The sequence below is a fragment of the Klebsiella sp. 10 genome (genome assembly GCF_018223925.1).
GTDB lineage: Bacteria > Pseudomonadota > Gammaproteobacteria > Enterobacterales > Enterobacteriaceae > Klebsiella > Klebsiella pneumoniae.
In genome coordinates this window covers 209,829-225,244 of record NZ_JAGRRB010000008.1, presented here as the reverse complement: position 1 = coordinate 225,244, position 15,416 = coordinate 209,829, and the positions used below count along the sequence as shown (strand labels likewise).

Genomic DNA, 15,416 nt, shown 5'->3' with positions numbered 1-15,416 from the left:
AATTAGCGCGCCAAAGCTACGGCGCTGACCTCTTCTGCTACCCGCTCGGTAGCGTCCGGAATCGAAGCGCCACGCGCTCGTTCCGCCATATCCAGCAAGGTTTCCCGATCCCAGCTCGCCAGGGTAGAGGCAACCGCCTCTACCGTGAACTCAGGCTGTTCAAGAATTTTCGCCGCGCCGGCTTTCTCCAGCGGCAGCGCATTCCAGTACTGCTGACGATCTTTGTGCTGGAACGGGACAAACAGCGCTGGTAAACCTGCGGCCGCGATTTCGCTAACCGTCAGCGCGCCGGAACGGCAAACCACAACATCTGCCCAGGCATACGCCGCGGCCATGTCATCAATAAATTCCGTCACTTTATGCTGCGGCTGTCCGGCGGCGGCATAGGCCTGCTGCACGGTTTGCTGGCCGCCTTTGCCGCTTTGATGCCAGATGGTCACCGTAGCGCCGAGCTTCGCCGCCACCTGCGGCATCGTCTGGTTCAGGACGCGCGCGCCCTGAGAGCCACCGACCACCAGCACGCGAATCGGTCCCTGACGGCCAACCAGACGCTGACCTGGCAGCGGCAGCGCCAGTACATCGGTGCGCACCGGGTTCCCAACGACGTCCGCATGCGGGAACGCGCCGGGAAACGCCTGCATCACTTTCTTCGCAATCTTCGCCAGCCACTTGTTAGTCAGGCCGGCAATGCCGTTTTGCTCGTGGAGGACCACCGGGATCCCCAGCGACCACGCCGCCAGACCGCCAGGCCCGGAAACATAGCCGCCCATGCCCAGCACCACGTCCGGCTGGAAACGCTTCATGATCGCCCGCGCCTGACGCCAGGCGTTAAAGATACGCACCGGCGCCAGTAGCTGCGCTTTGATACCTTTGCCACGCAGGCCGGAGATGCGGATAAAATCAATTTCGATGCCGTTTTTCGGCACTAAATCCGCTTCCATACGATCGGCGGTACCCAGCCAGCGAACCTGCCAGCCCTGGTCCATTAAATGGTGCGCGACCGCCAGTCCCGGGAACACATGCCCGCCGGTACCGCCCGCCATCACCATCAACCGCTTTTCCTGACCGCTCATCGCACACCCCGTGTAAACGCCTGGGCTTTTTCCAGACGCGTTTCATAATCAATTCGCAACAACAACATAATGGCCGTCGACATAATCAACAGACTGGAACCACCATAACTGATCAGCGGCAGCGTCAGACCTTTCGTCGGCAGCATCCCCGCCGCCGCGCCGACGTTAACTAACGCCTGGAAGCTAAACCAGATACCAATCGCACAGGCGAGGAAGCCGGAAAAGCGATGATCGATCTCCAGCGCTTTACGGCCAATCGACATGGCGCGGAAAGCGACGAAGAATACCATTAAAAGCGCCAGTACCACACCGATATAACCGAGTTCTTCGCCGATAATGGCGAAGATAAAGTCAGTGTGCGCTTCCGGTAAATACTCCAGTTTTTGCACCGAGTTGCCGAGGCCCTGCCCCCACATCTCGCCGCGGCCGAAAGCCATCAGCGACTGGGTCAGCTGGTAGCCGCTGCCGAACGGGTCTTCCCACGGGTTCCAGAAGGAGGTCACGCGGCGAATACGGTATGGTTCGGCGAGGATCAGCAGGACCACCGCCGAAATACCCATGCCGATAATGGCGATGAACTGCCACAGCTTCGCGCCGGCGAGAAACAGCATCGCCAGCGTGGTGACGAACAGGACCACCACGGTACCGAGGTCAGGCTGCGCCAGCAGCAGGATGGCCAGTACGAAAATCACGCCCATCGGTTTTAAGAAGCCGCGCAGGTTGTTACGCACTTCGTCGGCTTTACGCACCAGATAGTTGGCGATGTAGCAGAACAGCGACAGCTTGGTGAACTCCGCCGGCTGAATACGCAGCGGACCAAGGGCTATCCAGCGCGATGCGCCGTTTACCGAGCTGCCTACTACCAGTACGATCAGCAGCATGACGATCGAGGCGATCAGCATCGCGGTACTGTGGCGCTGCCAGAAATCCATCGGCAGACGTAGCGTAATCATCGCCAGCGCGAAGGCCAGTACAATGTACAGGCCGTCACGCTTGGCGAAGAGGAAAGGATCGTTCGCCAGGCGCTGTCCGACCGGCATCGACGCCGAGGTCACCATAATAAAGCCGATCGCCGCCAGGCCGAAGGTCAGCCATAGCAGCATCCGGTCATACATCACCAGACTGTCGTTATCTTTCGGGCGCGAGCCCATCACCCAGCCTTTCAGCGCAGCGAATAGCCAGGCGAAAATAAACATCCCCGGCAGTCGCGGCAGTCTCAGCCGAGGCAGGCTCAGCTGCGGCATTCTCAGGCGTGGGAGAGAGAAACGCATCAACCTAACTCCTTCGCCAGACGGGCAAACATCTCGCCCCGTTGTTCAAAGTTCTTAAACTGATCCAGGCTGGCGCAGGCCGGCGACAGGAGCACCATGTCCCCCGCTTTCACCAGGGGAGCAATCTGACGCATCGCCTGTTCCATAGTCTCAGTTTGTACCGCCACCTCAGGACGCAGCTCAGCGAGCTCGGCGCCATCGCGACCAAAGCAGTACAGGCGAATACGATCGCCGCCGAGGTAGCGCTTCAGCGGGGTAAAATCAGCGGACTTGCCGTCGCCGCCCAGCAGCAGATAGAGCGTGCCGTCCAGCTGCAGGCCGTTCAGCGCCGCCTCGGTGCTGCCGACGTTGGTCGCCTTCGAGTCGTTAATCCAGCGTACGCCGTTATGATCCAGCACCAGCTGGAAACGGTGCGCCAGACCGGTAAAGGTGGTCAGCGCCTTCAGGCTGCTGGCCCGCGGCAGACCCGCGGCATCGGCCAGCGCCAGCGCCGCCAGGGCGTTGCTGTAGTTATGCTGACCGGTGAGAGGCATCTCTTTCACATTGAGGACTTTCTCACCTTTAACGCGCAGCCAGGTTTCGCCCTGCTGGCGGTTAAGGTGGTAGTCACCGACATCGACGCCAAAGCTAATGCAGCGTTCGTCCGCCCCGCGTACCGGCATGGTGAGCGCATCGTCCGCATTCACCACGCAGGTCTTCGCATTCTCGTAAATCCGCAGCTTCGCCGCGCGATACTGCTGCAGCCCCAGCGGGTAGCGGTCCATATGATCCTCAGTCACGTTGAGGATGGTTGCCGCCACCGCCTGCAGGCTGGAGGTGGTTTCCAGCTGGAAGCTGGAGAGCTCCAGCACATACAGCTCTCGATCGGTGTCCAGCAGCATCAGCGCCGGCAGGCCGATATTGCCGCCCACGCCGACGTTAACTCCAGCGGCTTTCGCCATCTCGCCCACCAGGGTAGTAACAGTGCTTTTGCCGTTAGAACCGGTAATGGCGATAATCGGCGCCTGCGCTTCGCGGCAGAACAGTTCGATATCGCCAACGATCTCTACGCCAGCGTCGGCCGCTGCGCTGAGCGAAGGATGGGCCAGCGCAATTCCCGGACTGGCGACAATCAGGTCCGCCGCCAGCAGCCAGGTATCATTGAGTCCGCCGACATGGCATTCGACCGATTCGGGTAATTTATCCAGCCCCGGAGGCGCGACGCGGGTGTCCATCACGCGCGGGGTTACGCCGCGCGCCATGAAAAAGTCCACGCATGACAGGCCGGTCATACCCAGCCCAATAATGACGACTTTTTTACCCTGATAATCTGCCATGATTAACGTACCTTCAGCGTCGCCAGGCCAATCAGCACCAGCATCAGCGAAATAATCCAGAAGCGCACGATAACGCGCGGCTCCGGCCAGCCTTTCAGTTCATAGTGGTGGTGGATCGGCGCCATGCGGAAGATGCGCTGACCGCGCAGCTTAAAGGAGCCGACCTGCAGAATAACCGACAGCGTTTCCACCACGAAAACCCCGCCCATGATCACCAGCAGGAACTCCTGACGCAGCAGCACGGCGATAATGCCCAACGCGCCGCCGAGCGCCAGTGAACCGACGTCGCCCATAAAGACTTGCGCCGGGTAGGTGTTGAACCACAGGAAGCCCAGCCCCGCCCCGACAATCGCCGTACAGACGATCACCAGCTCGCCAGCGTGGCGCAGATACGGGATATGCAGGTAGTTGGCAAAATTCATGTTGCCGGTGGCCCATGCCACCAGCGCAAAGCCTGCCGCGACGAAAACGGTCGGCATAATCGCCAGGCCGTCGAGGCCGTCGGTCAGGTTGACGGCGTTGCCGGTACCGACGATAACGAAGTAGGCCAGCAAGATATAGAACAGCCCCAGCTGCGGCATTACGTCTTTAAAGAACGGCACCACCAGCTCGGTTGCCGGGGTATCTTTCCCCGCCAGATACAGCGCGAAGGCCACGCCCAGGGCGATCACCGACATCCAGAAATACTTCCAGCGGGCGATCAGGCCTTTGGTATCTTTGCGCACGACTTTACGGTAATCATCAACGAAACCGATGATGCCGTAGCCGATTAATACCGTCAGTACGCACCAGACGTACGGGTTAGATGGATAGGCCCACAGCAGAACGGAAACGGTGATCGCGGTGAGGATCATGATCCCGCCCATGGTCGGAGTACCGCGTTTACTGAAATGAGACTCCGGGCCGTCGTTACGTACGACCTGGCCAAAGGCGAGTTTTTGCAGACGGGCGATCATGCGCGGGCCCATCCACAACGAGATGAACAGCGCGGTCAGCAGGCTGACGATGGCGCGAAACGTCAGATATGAAAAGACGTTAAAGCCGGAATAATATTTGACCAAGTGTTCGGCCAGCCATACTAACATGTCCCAGTCTCCTGTAATGCGCGTACTACCTCTTCCATGGCGGCACTACGTGAACCCTTCACTAAAATGGTCATTATTTTGTGCTCCGCCAGCAGCTCGCGCAGGCGAGCCACCACGGCGGCTTTATCGTTAAAATGTTCGCCCACGCCGCTGGCGCGGCTGATATCCGCGCTCAAGGCGCCGACGCTGAGGACGCAATCCAGACCCGCCGCTTTCGCCGCTTCGCCGACTTCGCGATGGCAGGCCGCGCTCTCCGCGCCAAGCTCTGCCATATCGCCGACCACCATCGTGCGAAAGCCGGGCATCTCTGACAGCACCTGCACCGCCGCGGTCATCGAACCAACGTTAGCGTTATAGGAATCATCCAGCAGCAGCTGGCTCTCGGTCAGCCGGATCGGGAACAGACGTCCCGGAACGGCCTGCAGCTGCGCCAGTCCGGCTTTCACCGCCGCCAAATCGGCGCCTACCGCCATCGCCAGCGAAGTGGCGGCCAGCGCATTAGCGATGTTGTGGCGTCCCGGCAGCGGCAGCAGTACGTCAACGTTGCCGGTTGGGGTCTGCAGCGTAAATTCGGTGCCGTGGCTGGTGATCTGCACGTTGGTCGCCGTGAAATCGCTGTTCGCCGCGTTCGGCGAGAAGCGCCACACTTTGCGATCGCCAATCACCGCCTGCCAGTTCAGCCAGTCGTTATTGTCGGCATTGAGGATGGCGATGCCATTTTCCGGCAGACCGGTATAGATTTCGCCCTTCGCCTTCGCCACGCCCGCCAGCGAACCGAAACCTTCCAGGTGCGCCGCAGCAAGGTTGTTGACCAGCGCCGCTTCCGGACGCGTCAGGCTGACGGTCCAGGCGATTTCGCCCTGGTGGTTGGCGCCGAGTTCGATCACCGCGTACTGATGCTCTTTGCTCAGCCGCAGCAGCGTCATCGGGACGCCGATATCGTTGTTCAGGTTGCCGGCGGTATACAGCGTGTTGCCGCACTGGCTGAGGATCGCCGCGGTCATCTCTTTAACCGAGGTTTTACCAGACGAGCCGGTCAAGGCGACGACGCGAGTCGGCACCTGCTGACGCACCCAGGCGGCTAACTCACCGAAAGCCTGCCGGGTATCGTTCACAATCACCTGCGGGAGATCGCAGGCCAGCGGACGACTCACCAGCAGCGCGCCGGCGCCCGCCGCTTTCGCCTGTTCGGCAAAATCATGGGCGTCGAAACGCTCCCCTTTCAGCGCCACAAACAGGCAGCCCGCCGTCACTTTACGGGTATCGGTGGTCACCTCGTCGATAGCGACATCGCTACCCTGCCGTTCGCCATGGGCGATCGCGGCAAGTTGACTTAACGTAAAGCGAATCATGCTACCGCTCCCAGCAGACGCGCGACGGTCACGCGGTCGGAATAATCCAGACGGCGGTTGCCGACGATCTGGTAATCTTCATGGCCTTTACCCGCCACCAGCACCACGTCGTTCTCTTTCGCCTGCATCACGGCGTTGGTCACCGCTTCCGCGCGGCCTTCCATCACCTTCGCCTGACCTGCATCGAGCATGCCGGCCAGAATATCGTTGATAATCGCCCGCGGCTCTTCGGTGCGCGGGTTATCGTCAGTAACGACCACGATGTCGGCAAATTCTTCCGCGATAGCGCCCATCAACGGACGTTTACCTTTGTCGCGGTCGCCGCCGCAGCCGAAGACGCACCACAGCTTGCCGCTGCAGTGCAGGCGTGCCGCCTGCAGCGCTTTTTCCAGCGCGTCAGGCGTATGGGCATAATCTACCACCACGGCAGGTTTACCCGGCGCGCTGAACACTTCCATACGGCCGCACACCGGCTGTAAACGCGCTGCGCTCTTCAGCAGATCGGCCAGCGGATAGCCCAGCGCCAGCAGCGTGGCCAGCGCCAGCAGCAGGTTGCTGACGTTAAATGCGCCCATCAGGCGGCTTTCGATTTCGCCCTTGCCCCAGCTGGAGTCAAACTGGATGGTCGCCCCGCTGTCGTGATAGTTCACCGCGGTGGCCTTTAGCCAGCGGCCGTGGCAATTCGGGTTGATATGATCTTCCATCGATACCGCCACCGCGTCCGGCAGCTTCGCCAGCCAGCGACGACCGACTTCATCGTCAGCATTGACGATGGCCTGACCGCAATGATGGGTGGAGTACAGCAGCCATTTCGCCGCTTCGTAGTGCTCCATGTCGCCATGGTAGTCGAGATGATCGCGGCTGAGATTGGTAAACACCGAGGCGGCAAACTGCAGGGCCGCTACGCGGTGCTGTACCAGACCGTGGGAGGAGACTTCCATCGCGCCGAAGGTAGCCCCCTGCCCGACCAGACTGGAGAGCACATGTTGAACGTCCACCGCGGAACCGGTGGTGTTTTCAGTTGGAACGACTTTATCCAGCAGACCGTTACCGACGGTCCCCATCACCGCGCTGGTTTCGCCGAGCAGCTTTGCCCACTGCGCCAGCAGCTGAGTGGTGGTGGTTTTCCCGTTGGTGCCGGTGACGCCCACCAGACGCAGCTGCTGCGACGGCTGATGATAAAAACGCCCGGCCAGCGCCGATAAGCGTTCGTTAAGCTGGCTCAGGTAGATAACCGGCACGCCGTGCATTTCACGGATCTCACCGTCTTTAGCTTCGCCCTGCGCTTCAGCAATAATGGCAGCCACACCTTGCGCTATCGCCTGCGGGATATAACGACGCCCGTCCGCCTGATGACCCTGTACCGCGATAAAGAGATCGCCGGAAGCAGCCACCCGGCTGTCCAGCGTCATCTCTCGCAGAATGCGCTCCGGTGCGTTTGGCACCCATGGAGCGAGTAGGTCGCGCAAATTACGATCTGCCACCTGTTCCCTCGCCTTGATTAATTACAAATTCACTTTTTTCGCCCGTTGCCAGCGCATCCGGCTCGATGTTCATGGTGCGCAATACGCCGCCCATGATGGCACCGAAGACCGGCGCGGAAACGGCGCCACCGTAGTATTTACCTGCCTGCGGGTCGTTGATCACCACCACCAGCGCGAAGCGCGGATGGCTGGCGGGCGCAACGCCTGCGGTGTAAGCAATATATTTGTTGATATAGCGGCCATCCGGCCCCACTTTTTTCGCCGTACCGGTTTTAATCGCGATGCGATAGCCTTTGATCGCCGCTTTCACACCGCCGCCGCCGGGCAGCGCCACGCTTTCCATCATATGAACGACGGTACGAACGAGTGATTCCGGGAAGACGCGCTCGCCCGGAACCGGAGGATCAACCTTGGTAATCGACAACGGGCGATAGATGCCATAGCTGCCAATCGTTGCGTAGACTCGCGCTAACTGTAACGGGGTTACCATTAGCCCATAGCCGAAAGAAAAGGTGGCCCTCTCTATGTCAGACCACCGTTGTTTTTGAGGATATAAGCCACTGCGTTCTCCGACCAACCCCAAATTGGTCGCCTTTCCAAGCCCAAAACGTGAGTAAGTATCTACTAACGCTGAGGACGGCATCGCTAACGCCAGCTTAGAAACACCGACGTTACTCGACTTCTGTAGCACCCCGGTCAGGGTCAATTCGCTGTAGCGCGCCACGTCTTTGATTTCGTGGCCGTTAATTCGATAAGGCACGGTATTGAGCACGGTATTTTCGTTGACGATACCGCGCTGCAGCGCCGTCATGACCACCATCGGTTTCACCGTCGAACCCGGCTCAAACACGTCGGTAATCGCACGGTTACGCATGGTGTCTTTTGCCGTACCGGCGAAGTTGTTCGGGTTATAGGATGGGCTGTTGGCCATCGCCAGCACTTCACCGGTGTTAACATCCACTAACACGGCGCTGCCCGACTCGGCTTTGTTAAAGGCCACGGCGTTGTTTAGCTCGCGATAGACCAGCGCCTGCAGGCGTTCGTCGATACTCAGCGCCAGGTTGTGCGCTGCCTGGCTATCGGTAGAAGAGATGTCTTCAATTACCCGGCCATAGCGGTCTTTACGTACGATACGCTCGCCCGGCTGGCCGGTAAGCCATTTATCAAAGCTTTTCTCAACCCCTTCAATCCCCTGGCTATCGACGTTGGTAAAGCCGATGAGGTGAGCGGTTACTTCCCCGGAAGGGTAGTAACGACGGGATTCTTCGCGCAGATGAATGCCCGGCAGCTTCAGCTTCTTGATGTAATCGGCCATGTCAGGATTAACCTGACGCGCCAGATAGATAAACCGCATCCGCGGATTGGTATTGATGCGCGTCGCCAGCTGATCCAGCGGCATATTGAGGGCATCCGCCAGCGCTTTCCAGCGCGTATCCAGGGTAACCCCACCGGCGTCATGGAGCTCTTTCGGGTCGGCCCAGATAGCCTTCACCGGCACGCTGACCGCCAGCGGACGTCCGGAGCGATCGGTAATCATCCCGCGCGCGGTGGACACTTCCTGTACGCGCAAAGAACGCATATCGCCCTGGCGCACCAGCATATCGGGGCTGATCACCTGTAGCCAGGCGACGCGACCCAGCAGAAAAGCCAGCGCCAGCAGAATACAGCCGCACAGCAACGCAAAACGCCAACTGATAAAGTTGGCCTGTTCTTCCTGACGTTTTGCTTTAGGCGTTTTTGGCGCTGCTTTCATCCGTCGCAATAATCCTTATTTCTGTACAACGATATTTTCTTGTGATGGATCGACGTGTTGCATCTGTAACTTCTCGGTCGCGATCCGCTCAACCCGACTGTGATCGCCGAGCGCGTTCTCTTCGAGGATCAGGTTGCGCCACTCAATATCCAGGGCGTCGCGCTCCAGAACCAGCTGTTCACGCTGCGCGGTCAACAGGCGCGTGTGATGCGCAGTGGTGACCACGGTAATCGCCGTAATAATGATGCAAATGAACAGGCAGAGTGGCAGTTTCCCAAACCGCAGAAGGTCGTCCCCGATCACGCCAGGCAAAGCATGGCGCTCGTTGCTTCCAATCGACCCTTTAACCTTGTTTAAGGCCTCTGTCACTCTGCCGATCATGCGTTCGTCCTCTCTGCGATACGCAGCACTGAACTACGGGCGCGTGGATTCTCTGCCACCTCTTCTTCGCCCGGCATCAACTTGCCTAGTGCTCGCAACTCACGGCCGCCCAGTTTTTTGAGCTGCGCTTCGGTCATCGGTATTCCCGCCGGAACCTGCGGACCGCGGCTTTGCTCACGCATAAAGCGCTTCACAATGCGGTCTTCCAGCGAATGAAAACTAATGATCGACAGCCGCCCGCCCGGGGCCAGCACGCTGAGCGAGCTTTTTAGCGCCTGCTCTATCTCCTCCAGTTCACTGTTTACCCATATGCGCACCGCCTGGAAGGTACGGGTCGCGGGATGTTTGTGCTTATCTTTTACCGGCATCGCCGCGGCGATGACTTCCGCCAGCTCTTTGGTGCGGGTCATCGGCTGAATGCGATTACGTTCGACGATCGCGCGGGCGATACGTTTGCCGAAACGCTCTTCGCCAAAGGTTTTAATCACCCAGGCGATATCGTCTTCTTCAGCCGTCTGCAGCCATTCGGCCGCGGACTGACCGCGCGTCGGATCCATGCGCATATCCAGCGGCCCGTCACGCATAAAGGAAAAGCCGCGTTCCGCATCGTCAAGCTGCGGGGAAGAGACGCCGAGATCGAGCAGAATGCCGTCGATCTTACCGGTAAGATTGCGCTCGCCGACGTACTCAGCGAGTTGTGAAAAGGGACCATGTACGATGGAAAAGCGGGGGTCATCGATGGTTTGCGCGACGGCAATCGCCTGCGGGTCGCGATCGATGGCCAGCAAGCGTCCTTCCGCACCCAGCCGGGAGAGGATCAGGCGCGAGTGACCGCCGCGGCCAAAAGTACCATCAATATAGATACCGTCTGGACGAATATTGAGGCCGTTGACGGCTTCATCCAGAAGTACCGTAGTATGTTTATAATTTTCCATCATTTTTATAAGGACAAATCCTGCAGGCGCTCCGACAGTTCACCGGTCGCGGACTGCTCAGCGTCGATATCTTCCTTGACCCGTTGATACCAGGTCGTTTCATCCCACAGTTCAAATTTATTAAACTGCCCGACCAGCATCACTTCTTTTGTCAGCCCGGCATGCTGCCGTAACACCGGCGCAATCAGCAAGCGGCCGGCATTATCCATCTGACATTCGCTGGCATGACCCAAAAGCAAACGCTGTACGCGCCGCTCAACGGGATTCATGCTCGATAAACGCGACAATTTCTGCTCGATGACTTCCCATTCAGGCAATGGATAAAGCAGCAGGCACGGGTGATGGATGTCAATGGTGCATACCAATTGACCGGCAGCGTCCTCGATCAGCCCTTCGCGATAGCGCGTTGGCACGGCCAGGCGGCCTTTGCTGTCGAGATTGACTAACGTTGCTCCACGGAACATGCCAGCCTCACCCCTTTTCGCCACTTTACCCCACAAATTCCCACCAGAAGGAGTTTACGGAGCGGAGGAAAAGCTTGTCAAGCCAGCACGGATGCCAACGGAGCTCAAAAACCCATTATTTACAGCCGACATTAGCCCTGATGAAAAAATCATCAACAGGCGAGGCAAATTAACGTTATGAATACGTGTAAGAAAATAACCAACAAACTCGTAACAGTTATAAACAACAGAATATCTTCGGCGGGAAAATATAAAGTGTCAGTTTGCGACGCGAGCGGCATTTTAGGCCATTATGCCGGCCGTTAACAGTACCTGTTGCTGGCAGAGGGACTGGCCAGGCGCGGGATATGACGGGGATGAAAGCGTGGCGCGTACAAAATGAGTGTTAATTCAGCAATTAACCTGATGAATGTAACAAAATAATACAATTAAAGTCCGCGCAGTCATTTTTTGTACCCCATTTGGAGTCACAAAACGATGGTCAGTGAATAAAATAAAATAACGCGTAAAGAAGTTTAGGGATTTGTCTGAAATATATTCAGTTTTGCATTTTGCACGTCAATTGCCTGATTTATCGCCAGCGGCCTGCTTACGGTCAGGCCTGCCAGGTTTATACCTGGGCGCTGGCGATATGGCGCCCTTAGCGGCGATTCAGGCTACCGCGACGATAGAGATTACGGCGAATGCGGCTAAGACCCGGCTTCGGCTTGCGAGGTTCGTCGAGGCTGGCGAGGACGATCTCCAGCACCCGCTCAGCGACATCGCGATGACGCTGGGCCACGGCCAGTACCGGACACTGCAGAAAATCGAGCAGCTCATTATCACCGAAGGTGGCGATCGCCAGCTCGGAGGGCAGTTTACCCTCGCGACGCAAGGTCACATCCATTACGCCCTGCAGCAGCGGGAAAGAGGTGGTAAACAGCGCCTGTGGCATCGGATGGGTTTCAAGCCATTTCTCAAACAGCTGGGCCGCCGCTTCGCGCTCATAGCTGTTGGCATAGAGATAATGCACCTCACGCGGATCGTCCTGCCAGGCTTTACGGAAGCCCTGTTCACGCAGGAAGCTCACCGACAGCTCCGGCAGCGCGCCGAGATAGAGCACCGTTTCGCCAGGAAACGTCCGCAGCTCAGCTGCGAGCATCTCGGCGTCATCCTGGTCAGCGCCAACCACGCTGGTGAAGTGCTCGCGATCGAGGGCGCGGTCGAGGGCGACAATCGGAAACGGGTCGTTAGCCCAGCGCTGATAAAAAGGGTGCTCCGGCGGCAGCGAAGTAGAGACAATGATAGCGTCCACCTGGCGCTGCAGCAGATGCTCGATACAGCGCATCTCGTTATCGGGCTGATCCTCCGAGCAGGCAATCAGCAGCTGATAGCCGCGCTGACGCGCCTGACGTTCGAGATAATTTGCAATCCGGGTATAGCTGGTGTTTTCCAGATCCGGGATCACCAGACCGATAGAGCGTGTGCGTCCTGCACGCAGGCCAGCAGCGACCGCATTTGGGTGATAGTTGTGCTCTCGCACCACAGCCATCACTTTTTCGACCGTTTTATCGCTTACGCGGTACTGCTTCGCTTTGCCATTAATCACATAGCTCGCGGTGGTTCTTGAAACACCGGCCAGCCGGGCGATTTCATCCAGTTTCACAATTGCCCCTTGGGTAAGAAGTGCCAAACATAACCATTATTCAGGTATGGAATCCTTTTTATAACATCTAAGCGCAGAATAGTTAGCGCAGCAACCGCTTTCGCTTACAGTTCCTACTGATTTCGCAAAAAAAAAGCCCGACAGTCTCTGCCGGGCTATTTTTACAGCAGTTCCCGATCCTTAGCGCATGATTTTATCACCGCGAGACAGGCCGACCACGCCGGAGCGAGCCACTTCCACAATCCGAGCGACATCGCGCAGCGAGGCCAGAAATGCATCCAGCTTATCGCTGGTGCCGGCGAGCTGGACGGTATAGATAGAAGGCGTCACGTCGATAATCTGTCCGCGGAAGATTTCGGTGTTGCGCTTCACTTCTTCACGGCCATAGCCGCTGGCCTGAACCTTCACCAGCATAATTTCGCGTTCAACATGAGCCCCCTGCCCCAGCTCGCTGACCCGCAGGACATCCACCAGCTTGTGCAGTTGCTTTTCAATCTGCTCAATCGCTTTTTCATCGCCCACGGTCTGAATGGTCATTCTGGAGAGAGTGGGATCGTCCGTCGGCGCGACAGTCAGGCTTTCTATATTATAGCCACGCTGGGAAAAGAGGCCGATAACGCGGGACAATGCGCCCGATTCGTTTTCCAGTAATACCGATAATATCCGGCGCATAATCAGGTCCTCTCCGTTTTGCTCAACCACATTTCATCCATGCCGCCGCCGCGGATCTGCATGGGGTACACATGCTCACTGCCGTCGACGGTCACATCGACAAACACCAGCCGACGCTGGCGCACCTGCTCCAGAGCTTCAGCAAGCTTCGTCTCCAGCTCCTGCGGCTCGCTGATGCGGATCCCGACGTGGCCATAGGCTTCCGCCAGACGGACAAAGTCCGGTAGCGATTCCATATAGGACTGCGAGTGACGCCCGGAATAGAGCATATCCTGCCACTGCTTCACCATCCCGAGATAGCGGTTGTTGAGGTTAAGCACCAGGACCGGCAGCTCATACTGCAGCGCAGTGGAGAGTTCCTGAATGTTCATCTGGATACTGCCGTCACCGGTCACGCAGACAACCATTTCGTCCGGCAGAGCCATTTTGACCCCCAGCGCAGCCGGTAGGCCAAAGCCCATGGTGCCGAGACCACCGGAGTTAATCCAGCGCCGCGGTTTATCGAAGGGGTAATACAGGGCGGCGAACATCTGATGCTGACCCACATCGGAAGTGACGTAGGCATCGCCCTGGGTCAGCCGCCAGATAGTTTCAATTACCGCCTGCGGTTTGATTTTATCGCTCTGGTCGTCGTAGCGCAGACAATGACGGGCACGCCACTGCTCGATCTGTTGCCACCAGTCGCGAATGTCGTCCAGCGGCTGCTGCGCTTCCTCCTGCTCCAGCAGCTCCAGCATCTGCTCCAGCACCAGCCGGGCATCGCCGACGATCGGCACATCTGCCGGCACGGTTTTCGAGATTGAAGTCGGATCGATATCAATATGCAGTACCGTCGCGTTCGGACAATACTTGGCCAGGTTATTGGTGGTCCGGTCGTCAAAGCGAACGCCGACGGCAAAAATCACGTCCGAGTGGTGCATAGTCATGTTGGCTTCATAGGTGCCGTGCATCCCCAGCATCCCCAGCGCCTGCGAGTGTGTCGCCGGGAAAGCGCCAAGTCCCATCAAGGATGAGGCCACCGGCAGCTTCAGTTTTTCCACCAGCTCGCGCAGCTGAGGTTCGCAATGCGCATTGATCGCCCCGCCGCCGACGTAGACGACCGGCTTACTTGCGGCCACCAGGGTCTGCAGGGCGCGTTTAATCTGCCCTTTATGGCCACTGGTGGTTGGGTTATACGAGCGCATGCTCACTGCGTCCGGCCAGACGTAAGGCAGCTTCTTCGCCGGATTGAGAATATCCTTCGGCAGATCGACCACTACCGGACCGGGGCGACCGCTGGCCGCCAGCCAGAAGGCTTTCTTCAGCACGCCGGGAATATCTTCGGTCTGCTTCACCAGGAAACTGTGCTTCACCACCGGACGGGAAATCCCCACCATGTCGCACTCCTGGAAGGCATCGTAGCCGATAAGCGAGGTGGCTACCTGCCCCGAGAGGATCACCAACGGAATAGAGTCCATATAGGCTGTCGCAATGCCAGTGATGGCGTTCGTCGCCCCAGGCCCAGAGGTCACCAGCACCACGCCGACCTCCCCGGTCGCCCGCGCCAGGCCATCCGCCATATGCACCGCCGCCTGCTCGTGACGAACCAGCACATGATCGATACCGCCAAGGGTATGTAACGCATCATAGATATCGAGGACTGCGCCTCCGGGATAGCCGAATACTTGCTTGACGCCCTGATCGACAAGCGATTGGACGACCATCTCGGCTCCTGACAACATCTCCATGGTTTGCCTCCAGGCTTATTGTTTTACGACAGCGGAACTCAATTTCCGCGCGCTCGCACGATGCGAAGGAGTGGTCCTCCGCATTGAGGTGAATGTACTGCATGCCACTACCATAACTGCTCGCCAGCAGGCAGGCAATTCGCCGCAGCTGAGGCCTTATTTCTTGAATAAGAAGAAAAGAAAGCGGTGAGGGGAAAATATGGTGAATTGCTTCAGAGATAAGAAAAGAGAATGGTAAATACTCGGCGAAAAAGGGTG

13 protein-coding genes are annotated in these 15,416 nt (G+C 58.2%); all 13 read right to left on the bottom strand.

Going from position 1 to position 15,416, the window contains the following annotated elements:
- Nucleotides 1–2 precede the first annotated feature (2 nt).
- Nucleotides 3–1,073 (bottom strand): undecaprenyldiphospho-muramoylpentapeptide beta-N-acetylglucosaminyltransferase, encoded by a 1,071-nt coding sequence (murG, locus tag KHQ26_RS09920; protein ID WP_002888566.1) that lies wholly within the window; start codon nucleotides 1,071–1,073, stop codon nucleotides 3–5.
- Nucleotides 1,070–2,344, bottom strand: a complete 1,275-nt coding sequence (gene ftsW / locus KHQ26_RS09915; RefSeq protein ID WP_002888565.1) for a cell division protein FtsW — start codon at nucleotides 2,342–2,344, stop codon at nucleotides 1,070–1,072. The genes murG and ftsW overlap by 4 nt, the downstream gene beginning before the upstream one ends.
- Nucleotides 2,344–3,660 (bottom strand): UDP-N-acetylmuramoyl-L-alanine--D-glutamate ligase, encoded by a 1,317-nt coding sequence (gene murD, locus KHQ26_RS09910; RefSeq protein ID WP_004151364.1) that lies wholly within the window; start codon nucleotides 3,658–3,660, stop codon nucleotides 2,344–2,346. The genes ftsW and murD overlap by 1 nt, the downstream gene beginning before the upstream one ends.
- 2 nt (nucleotides 3,661–3,662) lie before the next feature.
- The gene (mraY, locus tag KHQ26_RS09905; protein WP_002888562.1) at nucleotides 3,663–4,745 is read right to left on the bottom strand and encodes a phospho-N-acetylmuramoyl-pentapeptide-transferase; all 1,083 of its coding nucleotides are present in this window, start codon (nucleotides 4,743–4,745) and stop codon (nucleotides 3,663–3,665) included.
- On the bottom strand, nucleotides 4,739–6,097 hold the full coding sequence (gene murF, locus KHQ26_RS09900; protein ID WP_020805131.1) for a UDP-N-acetylmuramoyl-tripeptide--D-alanyl-D-alanine ligase: 1,359 nt from the start codon (nucleotides 6,095–6,097) through the stop codon (nucleotides 4,739–4,741). The genes mraY and murF overlap by 7 nt, the downstream gene beginning before the upstream one ends.
- On the bottom strand, nucleotides 6,094–7,581 hold the full coding sequence (murE, locus tag KHQ26_RS09895; RefSeq protein WP_004147071.1) for a UDP-N-acetylmuramoyl-L-alanyl-D-glutamate--2,6-diaminopimelate ligase: 1,488 nt from the start codon (nucleotides 7,579–7,581) through the stop codon (nucleotides 6,094–6,096). The genes murF and murE overlap by 4 nt, the downstream gene beginning before the upstream one ends.
- Nucleotides 7,568–9,334, bottom strand: coding sequence for a peptidoglycan glycosyltransferase FtsI (locus tag KHQ26_RS09890; RefSeq protein WP_002888559.1), 1,767 nt, complete (start codon nucleotides 9,332–9,334; stop codon nucleotides 7,568–7,570). Before KHQ26_RS09890 ends, murE begins: the two co-directional genes overlap by 14 nt.
- A 15-nt stretch (nucleotides 9,335–9,349) precedes the next feature.
- Nucleotides 9,350–9,715, bottom strand: coding sequence for a cell division protein FtsL (gene ftsL, locus KHQ26_RS09885; RefSeq protein ID WP_029496936.1), 366 nt, complete (start codon nucleotides 9,713–9,715; stop codon nucleotides 9,350–9,352).
- The gene (gene rsmH, locus KHQ26_RS09880) at nucleotides 9,712–10,653 is read right to left on the bottom strand and encodes a 16S rRNA (cytosine(1402)-N(4))-methyltransferase RsmH (protein WP_002888547.1); all 942 of its coding nucleotides are present in this window, start codon (nucleotides 10,651–10,653) and stop codon (nucleotides 9,712–9,714) included. Before rsmH ends, ftsL begins: the two co-directional genes overlap by 4 nt.
- Nucleotides 10,654–10,655: 2 nt before the next feature.
- Nucleotides 10,656–11,114 carry a division/cell wall cluster transcriptional repressor MraZ gene (mraZ, locus tag KHQ26_RS09875; RefSeq protein ID WP_002888541.1) on the bottom strand — a complete coding sequence of 153 codons (459 nt, stop codon included), beginning with the start codon at nucleotides 11,112–11,114 and terminating at the stop codon, nucleotides 10,656–10,658.
- A 640-nt stretch (nucleotides 11,115–11,754) separates the two neighbouring features.
- The gene (cra, locus tag KHQ26_RS09870) at nucleotides 11,755–12,759 is read right to left on the bottom strand and encodes a catabolite repressor/activator (protein WP_004145952.1); all 1,005 of its coding nucleotides are present in this window, start codon (nucleotides 12,757–12,759) and stop codon (nucleotides 11,755–11,757) included.
- A gap of 180 nt (nucleotides 12,760–12,939) precedes the next feature.
- Nucleotides 12,940–13,431, bottom strand: a complete 492-nt coding sequence (gene ilvN, locus KHQ26_RS09865) for an acetolactate synthase small subunit (RefSeq protein ID WP_002888536.1) — start codon at nucleotides 13,429–13,431, stop codon at nucleotides 12,940–12,942.
- A 2-nt stretch (nucleotides 13,432–13,433) separates the two neighbouring features.
- A complete protein-coding gene (gene ilvI, locus KHQ26_RS09860; RefSeq protein ID WP_002888534.1) occupies nucleotides 13,434–15,158 on the bottom strand; it encodes an acetolactate synthase 3 large subunit in 1,725 nt (574 codons plus the stop codon).
- Between the last annotated feature and the right edge of the window lie 258 nt (nucleotides 15,159–15,416).